The sequence below is a fragment of the Comamonas sp. genome (assembly GCF_036666375.1).
Lineage (GTDB): Bacteria > Pseudomonadota > Gammaproteobacteria > Burkholderiales > Burkholderiaceae_C > Comamonas.
This window is the reverse complement of record NZ_JAVWWA010000122.1, coordinates 1-14,335: the sequence shown is the minus strand read 5'-3', so window position 1 is coordinate 14,335 and position 14,335 is coordinate 1. Positions and strand designations below refer to the sequence as shown.

The window sequence follows — 14,335 nt, the reverse complement described above, 5'->3', positions numbered from 1 at the left end:
CCTGCGGCCAAGGCACCGGCAAAGACAGCCGCCAAGACAGCGGCAAAAACGCCTGCCAAGGCCGCGGTGAAAACCGTGACCCAGGAAGAAGTCGCGACCATGACCGAAGACCGGACCACGGCCAAGCGCACGGCGCGCGCCACGGCCACGCCCGGAAAGGGAAAGAAGACGCTGGTGCAGGTCGGAGCCGACGAGTTCAGTCGCAAGATCTGACCGAAGTGTCCTGAAGAAAGCCCGCTTTCTTCAGCGTTCATCCTGCACCGGGCGCAGGATGAACGCCCCGATATCACGCCAGAACCGCGGCTGCGGTGCTTTTTAACAAAGCCTTAATCCGGCCCGAAGACAATCAAAGGTTTTACAAAAAACCTAACAAAATCAATAACTTAGTGTATTGATGCAGATCAATCAGCGCGCAACGCGCTGAAATGAGAATCCCTCGAAAGCAATCGAGGAATTCTCAACATGGCAGACAGAAATGGGGCCACGGCAACGCCGGCCCCGCCCCACAGCAAACGCACTTTCCTGCAGGAACTGGTCGCACTGGCCACGACCTTTGGCCTGGCCGCGGGCAGCCCGCCCGCAGCCGCGCAAGCACCCGGTCAGCCCGCACGCCGGCCCGGCGCGCAAGGCAAACGCTACGGCATGCTGGTCGACATGCGCAAGTGCATAGGCTGCCAGGCCTGCACCGTGAGCTGCTCGATGGAGAACCTGCCGCCCATAGGCCAGTTCCGCACCACGGTGCTGCAGTACGAAGTCAGCGCCCCGGGCATGGCCGCACCCGCCATGGTCAGCCTGCCGCGGCTGTGCAACCACTGCGACAACCCACCCTGCGTGCCGGTATGCCCGGTGCAGGCCACGTTCCAGCGCACCGACGGCATCGTGCTGGTCGACAACGAACGCTGCGTGGGCTGCGGCTACTGCGTGCAGGCCTGTCCCTATGACGCGCGCTTCATCAACCACGAAACGCAGACCGCGGACAAGTGCACGTTCTGCGAGCACCGGCTCGAGGCCGGGCTGCTGCCGGCCTGCGTCGAAAGCTGCGTGGGCGGCGCGCGCGTGATCGGCGACCTGAACCAGGCCGACAGCGAGATCAACCAGCGCATGGCAGCCAGCAAGGAGCAGATCAAGGTGCTCAAGCCCGGCCTCAAGACCGCGCCCCATGTGTTCTACATCGGCCTGCCCGATGCCTTTGTCGACGGCGTCGACGGCCAATCCAGCGTGCGCCTGCTCGCCGATCCCCACTGACGAGGTAGCACATTCATGCAGATCATTGAATTGTTGACCCCGGCCTATGAAGCCGCCTGGCTGCCCTGGGCCGTGCAGTATTTCTTCCTGGTGGGCATTGCCACCGGCACCGCGCTGCTGGCGGTTTGGGGCGCCTGGTCGCGCGCGCACCGGCCGGCCGCCAAGGCCTTGCCGCTGTCGATGCTGGTGCTGGCCATCACGGCCCTGGCCGCGCCCGTCTCGCTGCTGGCCGACCTGCACCAGCCCGCGCGCTTCTGGCATTTCTACGCCCACTTCACGCCCTGGTCATGGATGTCCCTGGGCGCGCTGCTGCTGCCGCCGTTCGTCGCGCTGTCGCTCGCGATGTGCGCGGCCTGGTGGCTGGGTCGCACCGGCTGGATGCGCGCACTGGGCGCGGCGCTGCTGTTGTCGGCGCTGAGCATCGTGGTCTACACGGGCGCTGAAATCAGCGTGGTCAAGGCCAGGCCGCTGTGGAACAACCCCTGGGTGCCGGTGAACCTGGCGCTCACGGCCTGGCTGGCGGCCGTGGGCGCGCTGCTGGTCGCGAGCTGCTGGCTGCCCGCGGGCCGCGATGCCCAGGTGCGCGCCTGGCTCGCGCGGCTGGGCCTGGGCCTGAGCGCAGCGCTGCTGGCCGTGGCCTGCATCTGGGCGGCAACAGGACTGGCTTTCGACACGCCCTCGTTTCATGCCGCTGCCCGCCTCTATGCGGACTTCCCGGTCTGGCGCGCGAGCCTGTGGCTGTCGGTGCTGCTGGGTGCCGCGGTGCTGCTGCTGTGGTGCCAGCCGCGGCGCTGGGCAGCGTCTACGGCGCGCACCCTGGCGCTGGGCCTGACGGTCGCGGCCGCGGCCTGGGGCTTTCGCTGGGCACTGTTCATGGGCGTGCAAGGCGTGCCCAAGTACGGCGCCGGGCTTTACGTCTACCGCATGCCGCTGGGCGGCGACGGCCTGATGGGCATGCTGGGCGTCTTCGGCCTGTGCCTGGCGCTGGCCACGCTCGCGCTGTGGGCGCTGGAGCGCTTTCCCGCGCGCGCCACTCCTGCCGCTTCTGCCGCGAACTGATACCTCACAAGATTTCCCATGAACGACAAGCATTCCCCCTCTTCCACACCCGAAACCACTCCGGACGCGCAGCGCCGCACGCTGCTGCGCACGGGCCTGGCCGCGGGCGGCATGGCTGCCTTTGCGGCCGGCTATGGCGAAACCCTGGTCAAGGCCGGCAAGGGCCTGATCACCGGCAGCTCGGGCGTGGCCACGGCCAGCGCCACGCGCGGCAATTCGCTGCTGCCCGAATTTCGCATCGACCCGGCCACGGGTCTGCTGCAGACGCAGCCCGGCCAGACCGTGAGCCCTTCGAGCTGCCTGGGCTGCTGGACCCAATGCGGGGTGCGGGTGCGCGTGGACACGGCCCACAACCAGATCCTGCGCGTTGCCGGCAACCCCTACCACCCGCTGGCCACGACCCGCCCTGCGCCCATGGAAACGCCGGTGCGCGAAGTCTATGCCCAGCTCGGCGGCGACAATGGCCTCGAAGGCCGGGCCAGCGCCTGCGCGCGCGGCTCGGCCATGCTCGAGCACCAGAAGAGCCCGCACCGCGTGCTCGCTCCGCTCAAGCGCGTGGGCCCACGCGGCGGCGGCCAGTGGCAGACGATTTCATTCGAGCAGCTGATCACGGAAATCTGCGAAGGCGGTGACCTGTTCGGCGAAGGCGCGGTCGACGGTTTGCGCGCGATACGCGACACCGAAACCTTGATCGATGCAGACAACCCCGAATACGGCCCCAGGTCCAACCAGCTGCTGTTCACCGACGCCAGCAACGAAGGCCGCACGCCGCTGATACGCCGCTTCGCCCAGCAGTCGTTCGGCACCGTCAACTTCAGCAACCACGGCGCCTACTGCGGCCAGAGCTACCGCGTGGGCACGGGCGCGGCGCTGGGCGATCTGTCGGGCATGCCGCACGGCAAGCCCGACTGGACGAACTCGCGCTTCGGCCTGTTCATAGGCGCGGCGCCAGCCCAGTCCGGCAACCCGTTCCAGCGCCAGGGGCGCGAACTGGCCGAAGCGCGTTCGCGGCCCGAGAACACCTACCGCTACGTCGTGGTGTCGCCGCTGCTGCCGTCTTCATCGAGCCAGGCGAGCGGCGACAACAACCGCTGGCTGGCCGTCAAGCCCGGCTCCGATCTGGCGCTGGCCATGGGCATGATCCGCTGGATGCTCGACAACGGGCGCTATGACGAACGTTTTCTCAGCCAGCCCGGCCCGGCGGCTATGCGCAGCGCCGGCGAAGCCGCGTGGAGCAATGCCACGCACCTGCTGATCCACGCTCCCGACCACCCGCGCCACGGCCATTTCCTGCGCGGCGCCGACCTGGGCTGGGCGCTGCCTGCGCCCGCGGAAGGCAGCGACACGGCAGAAGATGTCTATGTGGTGCAGCTGGCCGACGGCAGCCTGGCGCCCCACACCACGGATCAGCCCGCGCAGCTGTGGGTGGAGCGCGGCATCGCGCCCGTGGCAACGCCTGCAGCTCCGGCCCCGGCCGAACTGCCGGTGCGCAGCGCGCTGTTCGCGCTGCGCGAGGAAGCGCGGCGCATGACGCTGGCGCAATACGCCGCCGAGTGCGGCGTGCCGGCAGAGGAGATCGAAGCCCTGGCGCGCGAGTTCACCAGCCACGGCAAGCAGGCCGTGGCCAACGCCCATGGCGGCACCATGAACGGCGCGGGCTTCTACACCGCCTATGCGATTGCCATGCTCAACCACCTGGTCGGCAACCTCAACGTCAAGGGCGGCTGGGTGCTGGACGCCGGACCGTTCGGGCCGTTTGGCGCGGGCCCGCGCTACAACTTCGCGCAGTTCGCGGGCAAGGTCACGCCCAAGGGCGTGGCGCTGTCGCGCACGCGCTTTCCATATGAGCGCAGCAGCGAGTTCGCGCGCAAGAAGGCCGCGGGCGAGAACCCCTATCCGGCGCGCGCGCCCTGGTACCCCGCACCCGGCGGCATGAGCAGCGAAATGCTGGCCGGCGGCCTGCTCGGCTATCCGTATCGCGCCAAGGCCTGGATCAACCACATGAGCAACCCGGTGTACGGAGTCTGCGGTTTCGAGAACGCGCTGGCCGCCCAGCTCAAGGACCCGAAGAAGCTGCCGCTGTTCATTTCGGTCGACCCGTTCATCAACGAAACCTCGGCGCTGGCCGACTACATCGTGCCCGACACCATCACCTATGAAAGCTGGGGCGTGGGCGCGCCCTGGGCCGATGTGGTGGCCAAGTCGAGCACCGTGCGCTGGCCCGTGGTCACGCCCGCCGTGGCGCGCACCGCCGAAGGCAGTCCCGTCAATCTGGAAAGCCTGCTGTTCGCGATCGCCAGGACGCTGGCCCTGCCGGGCTTCGGCCCCGGCGGCATGTCGACCAAGGACGGCCAGCCCGTCGATCTCGAATGCGCCGAGGACTTCTACCTGCGCGGCATCGCCAACATCGCCTGGCAGGCGGGCCAGCCCGTGGCCGAAGCTTCGGACGACGATATCGCGATCACCGGCCTGGACGCGCTGATGCCGCTGATCACCCCGCGCCTGGCACCCGAGGAAGTGCGGCGCGTGGCCATGGTCCTGACGCGCGGCGGGCGTTTCGACCGGTTAGAGAACGCCTGGAAGGACGGGCAGATCAAGGCCGCCCACAGGCCCGCGCTGCAGATCTGGAGCGAAGGCCTGGCGCGCATGCGCCACTCGATGACGGGCGAGCGCTACAGCGGCTGCCCCACCTGGTACCCGACGCGCCTGGCCGACGGCACGGCCATGCGCGCGCATTTTCCCGAACAGGACTGGCCGCTGTCGCTGTGCTCGTACAAGTCCAATCTGATGAGCTCGATGTCGATAGGCGCGGCGCGCCTGCGCCAGGTGCACCCGCACAACCCGGTGGCGCTGAATCAGGACGACGCGGCGCGGCTGGGCATAGCCAACGGCGACCGCGTGGAACTGCAGACCCCGGGCGGGCGGCTGCAAGGCGTGGCCATGGTGCGCGCCGGCGTGGCGCCCGGCGCCGTGGCCATAGAGCATGGCTACGGCCACACCCAGCTGGGCGCCGTCTCCCACCGCATCGACGGCCAGGCCACGCCCGCGAACCCGGCGCATGGCAATGGCATCAACCTCAACCGCCTGGGCTTTGTCGACCCCACGCGGCCGGCGGCCGACAACGTCTGGATCGACTGGGTCTCGGGTGCGGTGGTGCGCCAGGGACTGCCGGTCAGAGTGGTGCGACTGGGCGTCTGAAACACGCCGACATACCGCAGCGCGCTCCTTTTTCCGCGGATCGGTGCACCATGGCGGCGGATTTTCTTTCTGGGCAGCCATGCATATATTGATTGTGGAAGACAGCGCGCTGGTCGCCAGCGGCATCAGGACCGGCCTGGAGCTGCACGGCTTCACCGCCGACATTGCCGCAAACGTGGCCCAGGCCCGCTGCCATGTCGCGGCCAGCCATTTCGACGCCTGCATTCTCGACCTGGGCCTGCCCGACGGCGACGGCCTGCGGCTGCTGGGCCAGTGGCGTGCCGCGGCGCGGCATCTGCCGGTTCTCATCCTGAGCGCGCGCGACCGCATCGAGGACAAGGTCGCGGGCTTCCAGACCGGCACCGACGACTACCTGACCAAGCCTTTCGATCTGACAGAGCTGGTGCTGCGCCTGCATGCGCTGCTGCGCCGCGCGGGAGGGCGCGCCAGCGACCGGCTCGACTTCGGCAGCTTCGCGATCGACATGGCTTGCGCCCAGGTCACGCGCCAGGGCCAGCCCGTGGAACTGGCGCGGCGCGAATGGGCGCTGCTGTCGGCGCTGGTCCAGGCCAACGGCCGCGTGCTGTCGGCCGCGCAGCTGCACGACAGCCTCTATGGCAGTGATCTTGACGTGGGCAGCAACACCGTCAACGTGCATGTGCACCATCTGCGCAGGAAGCTGGGCCAGGAAGTCATTGAAACCGTGCGCGGCCTGGGCTTTCGCCTGAGCGCGCGCGCGGCATGAACAAAGCCGCAAGCCTGCGCCTGCGCCTGGTACTGGGCGTTTGCCTGACCATGTGCGCGCTGTGGAGCAGCGTCGCCGCATGGATGTTCACCAGCATGCGCCAGGAACTGCACAGCATGCTCGACGACCGCCTGATCGCCTCGACGCGCATGGTCGCCGGCGTGGTGCAGCAACTGCAGCCCGTGGAGCACGCCGCAAGCGAGCGGGCACCGGCGGCCGACATCCTGTCCGTGATCGCGCGCGACGGCGTGGCCTGCGAGGTCAGCCTGGTGCGCAGCGAAGTCGACATCCACCCCATTGCCCAGACCGCCAACAGCCCCGGTTTCAGCGATCTGAACGCGGCCGGCTTCGGCCACATCCACAAGGGCGGCAAGGACTGGCGCACCTATGTGCTCGAAGAGAACGGCATACGCATTGCCACGGCCGACCGCATCGACGTGCGCGAACACCTGGTGCAGTCCTTTGCCTATACGCTGATCCTGCCTTTTCTCGTGGCCCTGGCCGGCATCCTGCTGCTGACCTGGTGGTGCTGGAGCCTGGGACTCAAGCCGTTGCAGCGCCTGCAGCAGGAGCTGAGCCGGCGCCCGCCGCGCGACTCCAGTCCCGTGCAGGCCGGCCAGGACGTGGTCGAGCTCGCGCCGCTGGTGCTGAGCCTCAACGATCTGCTGGGCCGCATGAACGCCGCCATAGAACGCGAACGCCGCTGGACCGCCGACGCCGCCCATGAACTGCGCACGCCGCTGACCGCGATCAAGACCCATGTGCAGGTGGCGCAACTGGTGATGGAACGCACGGGCACGCCGCCGCCCCAGGCCATGTCCGCACTGCAGCAGGCGGACCAGGGCATCAGCCACATGCACGAGACGCTGGAGCATCTGCTGCTGCTCGCACGCGTGGAAACCGGCGCGCAGCAGCAAGACTGCAGCACCCGGGGCGCGGCCCTGGTCCAGGCATTCGAGCAGGCCTGTGCCCAGTCGCGCCAGCAGGCGCTGCTGACCGCGGGCAGCGCCGTGCCGCCCGCGATCGAGACTGCCATTGCCGACCCGGGGGCCTGGCGCTGGGAGCAGCTCGAAGTGGCGCTCGCACCCGCGCTGCTGACCTGCGCCATCACCAATCTCACGGACAACGCCTTGCGCCACCACCAGGGCGCGGCGCCCGTGAGCGCGCGACTGGCGCTGACGACGACGGGCCTGCGAGACGACACCGGGCCGCCGCACCTGCTGGTGCGCATCGCGGACCAGGGCCAGGGAATGACGGCCGAGGAATGCGCGCTCGCGACCCAGCGCTTCTGGCGCAAGTCATCGGCGCTGCACGGCAGCGGCCTGGGCCTGACCATCGTGCAGCGCATCGCCGAAAGCGCGGGCGGCTGCCTGCGCCTGCTGCCCGGCACGGCACAGGCACCGGGTCTCGTGGCCGAACTGCGCCTGCCGCTGCGCCTGGCCGCCGATGCACGCGCGCCGGACGCACTGACCTTGACGGCAGCGGCACTGTTAACAAAGTCTTAATCTGGGCTCTTTAGATTCGGGGGTTTAGCAGCCTGCCGCGCGCAGGCGCGCCGTTTTGAACCACACCCGCCCCGCCTGCCACGGCGCTTGCCGATGCGCCGCGCATGGCCGGGCACCAACTCTCGCGACCCTATGCCTGTATTCAAGGCCCCCCTCCAAGGCATCCTCGGCCTTGCCGTTCTGTGCGCGCTGCACGCACCCGCTCTCGCCGCCGACGCCGACGCGGGCGCGAAAATCGCGGCCCAGGGCGGCGCGCAAGGCGCTGCCGCCTGCGTCAGCTGCCACGGCAGCCAGGGCGAAGGCGGCGCCAACTTTCCGCCGCTCGCCGGCCAGCCCGCAGGCTATCTGCAGCGCCAGCTCGAGGCCATGGCCGCAAACCAGCGCAAGTCGCCGATCATGGGTCCTCTGGCCAAGGCACTGACAGCCAGCGAAAAAGCCGATGTGGCCGCCTACTATGCGCGCCTCGCGCTGCCGGTGAAGCCAAAGCAAGGCGCACTGCCCACCGCCAAGAGCAGCGACGGCGCCTGGCTGGTCGAGCGCGGCCGCTGGGCCGACGGCATTCCGGCCTGCGCCAAATGCCACGGCCCCGGCGGAGCAGGCGTGGGCCAGGACTTCCCGGCCATAGGCCATCTCAGCGCAAGCTACATGCAGAGCCAGGTCGATGCCTGGAAGAACCAAAGCCGCGATGCCGGCCCGCTGGGACTGATGGGCGCGATCGCCCAGAAACTGACCGCCAAGGACATCGAGGATGCGGCCGCCTACTACCAGCAGCTGCACTCCGGTTCCCACTGATCGAGGCCATACGCATATGACCACGCACTCCCCCGACTCCACCACCGCTTCCGAATCCGGCAACGCCGGCGCCATTCTTGTCCTGGGCATCGCCGCGCTGCCGCTGGTGCTTGCCGTGGGCGGCATCATCTACAGCCGGCCCGACAAGCCCGCGCCCATGCCTGCCGCCGCCGCGACGCCGGCGCCCACCCTCGCGCTGCAGCCCACCGTCTTCAGCCCGCCCGCAGCGCGCGACATTCCCGACTCCAAGATGGGAGAATGGATACAGCGCGGCGAAGCCATCTTCACGCGCACGCCCGAGAACGCCGTCGGTTTCTCGGGCAACTCGCTGAGTTGCACCAACTGCCACGTCGACGCCGGCCGGCTCAAGAATGCCGCGCCCATGTGGGGCGCCTACCCCATGTATCCCGCGTACCGCAAGAAGACCGACCATGTCGACACCTTTGCCGAACGCGTGCGCGGCTGCTTCATGTACAGCATGAACGGCAAGGCGCCGGCCGACGGTCATGACCTGCTGGTGGCCATCGAGGCCTACGCGTACTGGATGGCCAGCAAGGCGCCGCTGGGCGAAAAGCTGCCCGGCGCCGGCTTCGTCAAGGTGGCCAAGCCCGCGCAGGCGCCCACTTTCGACGCCGGCCAGAAAGTCTATGCCGCCAACTGCGCGCTGTGCCATGGCGAACAGGGCCAGGGCCAGAAAAGCGGCGGCGTCACCGTATTCCCTGCGCTGTGGGGCCAGGACTCCTACAACTGGGGCGCGGGCATGCACGAGATCGACAAGGCGGCCGGTTTCATCCAGTCCAACATGCCTTACGGGCTGCACAACGTGCTCAGCGACCAGCAGGCCTGGGACGTGGCGACGTTCATCAACAGCTTCGAGCGCCCGCAGGACCCGCGCTTCACGGGCGACGTGGCCCAGACGCGCAAGCAGTTTCACGACTCGCCGTATTCCAACTACGGCGTGGAAGTCAACGGCAAGCTGCTGGGCAAGGGCCTGTAAGAGCACCGTCGGGCATTGGAGGGCGGCGCTGCGCGCCGCGGCCTTCGCCCGCACAATGCCAGCAAACCGCGCCGCGCCCCGCGCTGCGCACCATTTCATCTCTCCATTGGAAACCGGCCATGACCGAACTGCCTCCCATCCTGTTGCACGCTCCCACGCTCGAATCCCTGGCGCGCGCGCGCAACAGCCTCATGAACGCCCAGGAAGCCAACCCCGGCGTGCGCGTGCGCATCATCGCCAATGCCCAGGCCGTCGCCGCCGCGCTTGACATTCCCCACGCCCAGGCCGATGCGCATACTTCGCTGTGCCCCAACACGCTGATGCACCTGCAGCGCGCTCCCCACGCTCCACTGCAGGTGCTGGCGGTGCCGGCCGTGCTGGAGATCGCCGCGCTGCAGGCCGCGGGCTGGGTCTACATCCGCTCCTGACGCCAGGACTGCGCAAATGGACCAGACCCTGCAACTCGGACCGCTGGTCCTGCCTGTGTCCTGGCTGGTGCTGCTCATCGCCTGGCAGGCGGGCAGCTTCGTTGCCGAACGCCGCGTGCGGCGCCTGGGACAGACGCTGGGCCTGCATGGCTGGCTGCTGCCCCTGGCGGGCTGGGCCGCAGCGCGCGCAGGCTTTGTCGCCGCGCACTGGGACGGCTATGCGGGCAGCGCGTCCGGCCTGCTGGGCATTCTGGATATCCGCGACGACGGCTGGTATCCCTGGACCGGCCTGCTGGTCGCCGTGGTCTATGGATTGGTACTCGCCTGGCGCGGCCAGCCCGCGGGCCGGCCGCTGCTCTGGGGTCTGGGCCTGTTCTGCGCGCTGTGGCTGGGCGCCCATGCAGTAGCGCGCGCCTTCGCCGCGCCGCCCGCGCAATTGCCGCAATTCAGCGCCGTGGCGCTTGATGCGCGCAGCGTAGATCTGCCCGCATTGACCGGCACGCCCGTGGTCATCAATCTCTGGGCCAGCTGGTGCCCGCCCTGCCGGCGTGAAATGCCGGTGCTGCTGCAGGCCCAGCGCGACAACCCCGCGATCCGCTTTCTGTGGATCAACCAGGGCGAGTCACCCGAAGTCGTGCAGCGTTTTTCGGCCCAGCACGGCCTGCCGGCCGACGCCGTATTGCTCGACATCCAGGGCCGCCTGGGTCAGATGCTGGGACGCAGCAGCCTGCCCACCACCTTGTTCTACAACGCCCAGGGCCAGCTGGCCGATCTGCGCACGGGCGAGGTCTCGGCCGGCTCGCTGGGCCAGCATCTGCAGCGCATTGCCCCGGCCGCGCCCTGACTCACAGACCTGGCGGCAAGGCGCCGTTGTTGAAAAATGCGTTGATCGGCACCTGGATATAGGCGCGGCCGTCTTCCTCGGCGGGAGGCAGCTTGCCCGCGCGCACGTTCACCTGCACGGACGGCAGGATCAGCGTGGGCATGGACAGCGTCGCGTCGCGCGCGCTGCGCATCTGCACGAACGCGTCCTGCGTGATGCCGTCGCGCACATGGATATTGCCGCGGCGCTGCTCGCCCACCGTGCTGACCCAGGCCGCGGCACGTTCGGGCGGCGGGTAGTCGTGGCACACATGCAGCCGCGAGTCGGCCGGCAGCGCAAGCAGGCGCTGTATCGACAGGTAGAGAGTCGCCGCGTCGCCACCGGGGAAATCCGCGCGCGCCGTGCCCACATCGGGCATGAACAGCGTGTCGCCCACGAACACCGCGTCCTGCACGCGGTAGGCCATGTCGGCGGGCGTATGGCCAGGCACCCACAGCGCCGTGACTTCGAGTTCGCCGATGTGAAAGCGCTCGCCGTCCTCGAACAGATGATCGAACTGACTGCCGTCGGGCAGGAAGCTGCGCTCGAAATGAAAGACGCTGCGAAACATCTGCTGCACTTCGCGTATGCGTGCGCCTATCGCCACCTTGCCGCCCAAGGCATGGCGCACATGCTGGGCCGCCGACAGATGGTCGGCATGCGCATGGGTTTCCAGTATCCATTGGAGTTGCCAGCCGCGCGAACGCACGAGATCTATCACCCGGTCGGCACCGGCGCTGGTCAGCGTGCCCGACTGCGGTTCGAAATCCAGCACCGGGTCAATGACTGCGGCCATGCCTGTAGCTGCGTCGGCGACCACATGGGTCACCGTACCCGTGACCGTGTCATGGAAAGATTCAATCTGCATGCGTCCTGCGCCCATCCGATGCTCCTGCAACCTGCGCGCCATGGACAAGTCCATGGTGCCGAACTGAGGATTGTCTCAGCATATTGGAGCGGGCGGCAAAACGCCTGCACGCGCGGCGCGGGCGCCTATTGCGCGGCAAGATTTCAGGCCGCAGCGCCGGCTTTTTTCGCTTCGGCGTTGCGCTTGCGCGTCGCCGCGGCCTTCTTCGCCGACGCCGAACGCTGCTCGGGCGTGCGCGCCGCGGACGCCGCGCCGCCTAGCCTGCCGCCCTTGCGCGCCGCCGAACGATCCACCGGCTGGCCGCGCCCCGCGCCCGACTTCTTGCCGCCGCCAGTCTCCTTGTTGACCGTCGCCCAGGCGCGCTTCTGGGCCTCTTCAGGGCTTGCGCCGCGCTCCTCATAACTCTCCTCGATATGCTGGGCCTGGCGCTTTTGCTTGTCGGTATAGGCGGATTTGTCACCTCGTGGCATCACGTTCTCCTTCCACCAGGCGCAAGGCGATCCGCGCTCCGGTGGCCTGCTGCGGTTTAGATGTTGGGCTCGTTGCCCGGGTCCTGCGGCGCTTCCAGCGGCGGCGCGTCGGTGGGCGGATCTATGGGTTCGGGCGAAGGCTCTTCTTCCTTGCGCGGATCCTTGTGAATCATTGACATGGGCGGTTCTCCTTGAACGCCTGTTGTACCAAGATTTCTCCTGGCGCCGAGTAGGCCGGGAACCTGCCATCAATCTGCAAGATGCCGCTGCTCGATTGGCCCGCCCCCCTATCCGCAGGCGCAGGCAAGCCTCTGGGCCATGCAGAAATACCGTACCGATGCGCGCCTGCAGGCCGTGCACGAACGCTTCGCGCTGGTCGCCATCTGGGACGACCACGAATTCAGCGACGACTGCGGGCCGATAGCGAAACCTACGGCAACGGCAGCTTCGCCAACGGCGTCGGCGACAATGTGCATCAACCCCGGCGCCGGCGCAGCGCCAACTAGGCCTGGCATGAATTCATGCCCGCCGACATCTACTTCACCGCCGACGCCACGGCCGGCATCCAGAACGTGCGCATCTACCGCGAGCTGCAGTTCGGCACACTGGCCCATCTGGTGATGACCGACGAGCGCCTGTACCGCAGCGACCACATCATTGCCGAGGCCGCGCCCCACCCCGCGACCGGACAGGCGCTGGGCAGCATGGGCAGCGGCTACATGGTGCCCGAAACGCTGCTGTATGACACGCAAGCGCAGAAGATGGCCGCGGCCCAGGCCGCAGGCTCCCATCCGCTGACGCCGGTCTCCATCCTTGGCAACACCCAGCGCGCCTGGTCAGCGCAGGCTGCGGCAGGCGCCGGGATTGCGGCCCAGGGGGCGGCCGCGGCCCAGACCATTGCGTTTGGCTTCATACGCGCCGACGTCATTGCCAACCGGCAGAAATCCCGCTTTGTCGCGGATGCCGGAATGGCCCAGGCGCTGGCCCCGTTCTTCACGCGCTTGCTGCTCAACGCCGACCAATGGGACGGCTACAACGCCGAGCGCAAGGCCTTGATGCAGCATCTCCAGGACCACGGCATACGCAACGTGATGGCCCTCACGGGCGACATCCACGCCTTCTTTGCGGGCGAAGTGCGCGACGACTACAGCGCGCTCGATGGCGGCAACCCGGTCATGGTCGACCTCGTGACCGCAGGCGTCAGTTCCGACTCTTTCTTCAACTACCTCAAGGATGCGGTGGGCTCGCTTTCGCAGAGTCTGGCAACGCTGGTCCATTACCCCTTGAGCCTGCCCGTGCCGGGCGCCGGCACCGTCGCGCTGTCCGTCAACCTGCTCGACTACACCCTGGGCGCGGCCACCCCTATGGAGGCGGCGACGACAGGCGCGCGATGTGCTCCCGGATTTCAGCCAAAGGCCGTCGCCGTGAAAGCGCGCAGCGTCTAACCGCGCAACAGTGCCGCGACCAGTTGGGGCATTGCATTGGCCTGGCTGAGCACGGCTACGCCGGCCTGCTGCAGCATCTGTGCACGCGTCCATTGGGCCGTCTCTGCTGCATCGCCGGCATCGTCGATGCGGGGACGGCTGGTCGAAGGGTTGGCGCCGCTTGATTGCAGGCTGCCTATCGACTCCTGCATGGCACTTTGCCGGGCGCCCAGATCCGAACGTATTCCGGTCACCATGTTCATGGCCTTGCGGATGTCTTCGGCCGATTGGAGGGAGCCATCACGCGTTCCCATCGCAGCCGTGTAGTCGGGGCGATAGGCCAGCAGATTGTTGCCGTCCGCGATGCGGTTGATCTCGTTGTTGTTTGCCTCGAACTCTTTTGCCAGCGCCTCGCTCTCTTGTGCATTCAAATTTCCGCTGTCGGATTGAGTGCGCAGTTCCAGCATGCGATTGAGCAGCTGAGAGACCTCATTGAGTTCGGTATCCCGGGTCTGCACCTCTTTGATTTCGTTGTTGGCATTTTTCAGGGAGTCGCTCAAGCCGCTGGCTTGAGCCCGCAGCCGCTCGGCAATACCCAGACCGGCTGCATCGTTCTGGGCGGTATTGACACGCAAGCCCGCAGACAGGCGCGAGATGGAAAGGCCCAGCATCTCCTGTGTCGTTTGCAGATTGCGTTGTGCATTCAAGCTGGCCGAGTTGTTGACGATTGCGAGTCCCATGC

15 protein-coding genes and 1 pseudogene are annotated in these 14,335 nt (G+C 67.9%); 12 read left to right on the top strand and 4 right to left on the bottom strand.

The window, feature by feature from the left end:
• The 10 genes and pseudogenes from RR928_RS21555 to RR928_RS21510 form a co-directional block, all read left to right on the top strand.
• Positions 1 to 213: pseudogene (locus RR928_RS21555) on the top strand (hypothetical protein); the annotation flags it as partial.
• A gap of 249 nt (positions 214 to 462) precedes the next feature.
• Entirely contained in the window at positions 463 to 1,245 is a 783-nt protein-coding gene (gene dsrO / locus RR928_RS21550; RefSeq protein WP_332539662.1) for a sulfate reduction electron transfer complex DsrMKJOP subunit DsrO, read from the top strand.
• Positions 1,246 to 1,260: 15 nt separating this feature from the next.
• Positions 1,261 to 2,304: an NrfD/PsrC family molybdoenzyme membrane anchor subunit gene (gene nrfD, locus RR928_RS21545; protein WP_332549428.1), complete on the top strand. Its 1,044-nt coding sequence runs from the start codon at positions 1,261 to 1,263 to the stop codon at positions 2,302 to 2,304.
• Between the two features lie 18 nt (positions 2,305 to 2,322).
• Positions 2,323 to 5,502: a tetrathionate reductase subunit A gene (locus RR928_RS21540; RefSeq protein ID WP_332539660.1), complete on the top strand. Its 3,180-nt coding sequence runs from the start codon at positions 2,323 to 2,325 to the stop codon at positions 5,500 to 5,502.
• A gap of 79 nt (positions 5,503 to 5,581) precedes the next feature.
• Entirely contained in the window at positions 5,582 to 6,247 is a 666-nt protein-coding gene (locus RR928_RS21535; protein WP_332539659.1) for a response regulator, read from the top strand.
• Positions 6,244 to 7,752, top strand: coding sequence for an ATP-binding protein (locus tag RR928_RS21530; protein WP_332539658.1), 1,509 nt, complete (start codon positions 6,244 to 6,246; stop codon positions 7,750 to 7,752). Before RR928_RS21535 ends, RR928_RS21530 begins: the two co-directional genes overlap by 4 nt.
• Positions 7,753 to 7,884: 132 nt before the next feature.
• Positions 7,885 to 8,544 carry a c-type cytochrome gene (locus RR928_RS21525; protein ID WP_332549430.1) on the top strand — a complete coding sequence of 220 codons (660 nt, stop codon included), beginning with the start codon at positions 7,885 to 7,887 and terminating at the stop codon, positions 8,542 to 8,544.
• A gap of 16 nt (positions 8,545 to 8,560) precedes the next feature.
• Positions 8,561 to 9,541 (top strand): c-type cytochrome, encoded by a 981-nt coding sequence (locus tag RR928_RS21520; protein ID WP_332684185.1) that lies wholly within the window; start codon positions 8,561 to 8,563, stop codon positions 9,539 to 9,541.
• Between the two features lie 119 nt (positions 9,542 to 9,660).
• Positions 9,661 to 9,969 carry a hypothetical protein gene (locus RR928_RS21515; RefSeq protein ID WP_332539653.1) on the top strand — a complete coding sequence of 103 codons (309 nt, stop codon included), beginning with the start codon at positions 9,661 to 9,663 and terminating at the stop codon, positions 9,967 to 9,969.
• Positions 9,970 to 9,985: 16 nt separating this feature from the next.
• Positions 9,986 to 10,813: a TlpA family protein disulfide reductase gene (locus RR928_RS21510; protein ID WP_332539652.1), complete on the top strand. Its 828-nt coding sequence runs from the start codon at positions 9,986 to 9,988 to the stop codon at positions 10,811 to 10,813.
• A 1-nt stretch (position 10,814) separates the two neighbouring features.
• Here the strand turns inward: RR928_RS21510 and RR928_RS21505 are convergent, their stop codons facing one another.
• From RR928_RS21505 to RR928_RS21495, 3 genes are all read right to left on the bottom strand, one after another.
• Positions 10,815 to 11,714, bottom strand: coding sequence for an MBL fold metallo-hydrolase (locus RR928_RS21505; RefSeq protein ID WP_332549433.1), 900 nt, complete (start codon positions 11,712 to 11,714; stop codon positions 10,815 to 10,817).
• Positions 11,715 to 11,842: 128 nt separating this feature from the next.
• Complete coding sequence (locus tag RR928_RS21500; protein WP_332684182.1) at positions 11,843 to 12,169, bottom strand: plasmid stabilization protein; 327 nt, start codon at positions 12,167 to 12,169, stop codon at positions 11,843 to 11,845.
• Between the two features lie 56 nt (positions 12,170 to 12,225).
• Positions 12,226 to 12,348, bottom strand: a complete 123-nt coding sequence (locus RR928_RS21495; protein WP_332539649.1) for a hypothetical protein — start codon at positions 12,346 to 12,348, stop codon at positions 12,226 to 12,228.
• Positions 12,349 to 12,487: 139 nt separating this feature from the next.
• Here RR928_RS21495 and RR928_RS21490 point away from each other — a divergent pair, with 139 nt between their 5' ends.
• Both RR928_RS21490 and RR928_RS21485 read left to right on the top strand, forming a co-directional pair.
• The gene (locus RR928_RS21490) at positions 12,488 to 12,790 is read left to right on the top strand and encodes an alkaline phosphatase D family protein (protein WP_332549434.1); all 303 of its coding nucleotides are present in this window, start codon (positions 12,488 to 12,490) and stop codon (positions 12,788 to 12,790) included.
• Positions 12,691 to 13,614, top strand: coding sequence for an alkaline phosphatase D family protein (locus RR928_RS21485; RefSeq protein WP_332539646.1), 924 nt, complete (start codon positions 12,691 to 12,693; stop codon positions 13,612 to 13,614). The genes RR928_RS21490 and RR928_RS21485 overlap by 100 nt, the downstream gene beginning before the upstream one ends.
• Here RR928_RS21485 and RR928_RS21480 read toward each other — a convergent pair.
• Positions 13,611 to 14,335 (bottom strand): flagellin N-terminal helical domain-containing protein (locus RR928_RS21480; protein WP_332539645.1); only part of this gene is annotated, 725 nt, incomplete at its 5' end. The two genes, RR928_RS21485 and RR928_RS21480, sit on opposite strands and share 4 nt — an antisense overlap.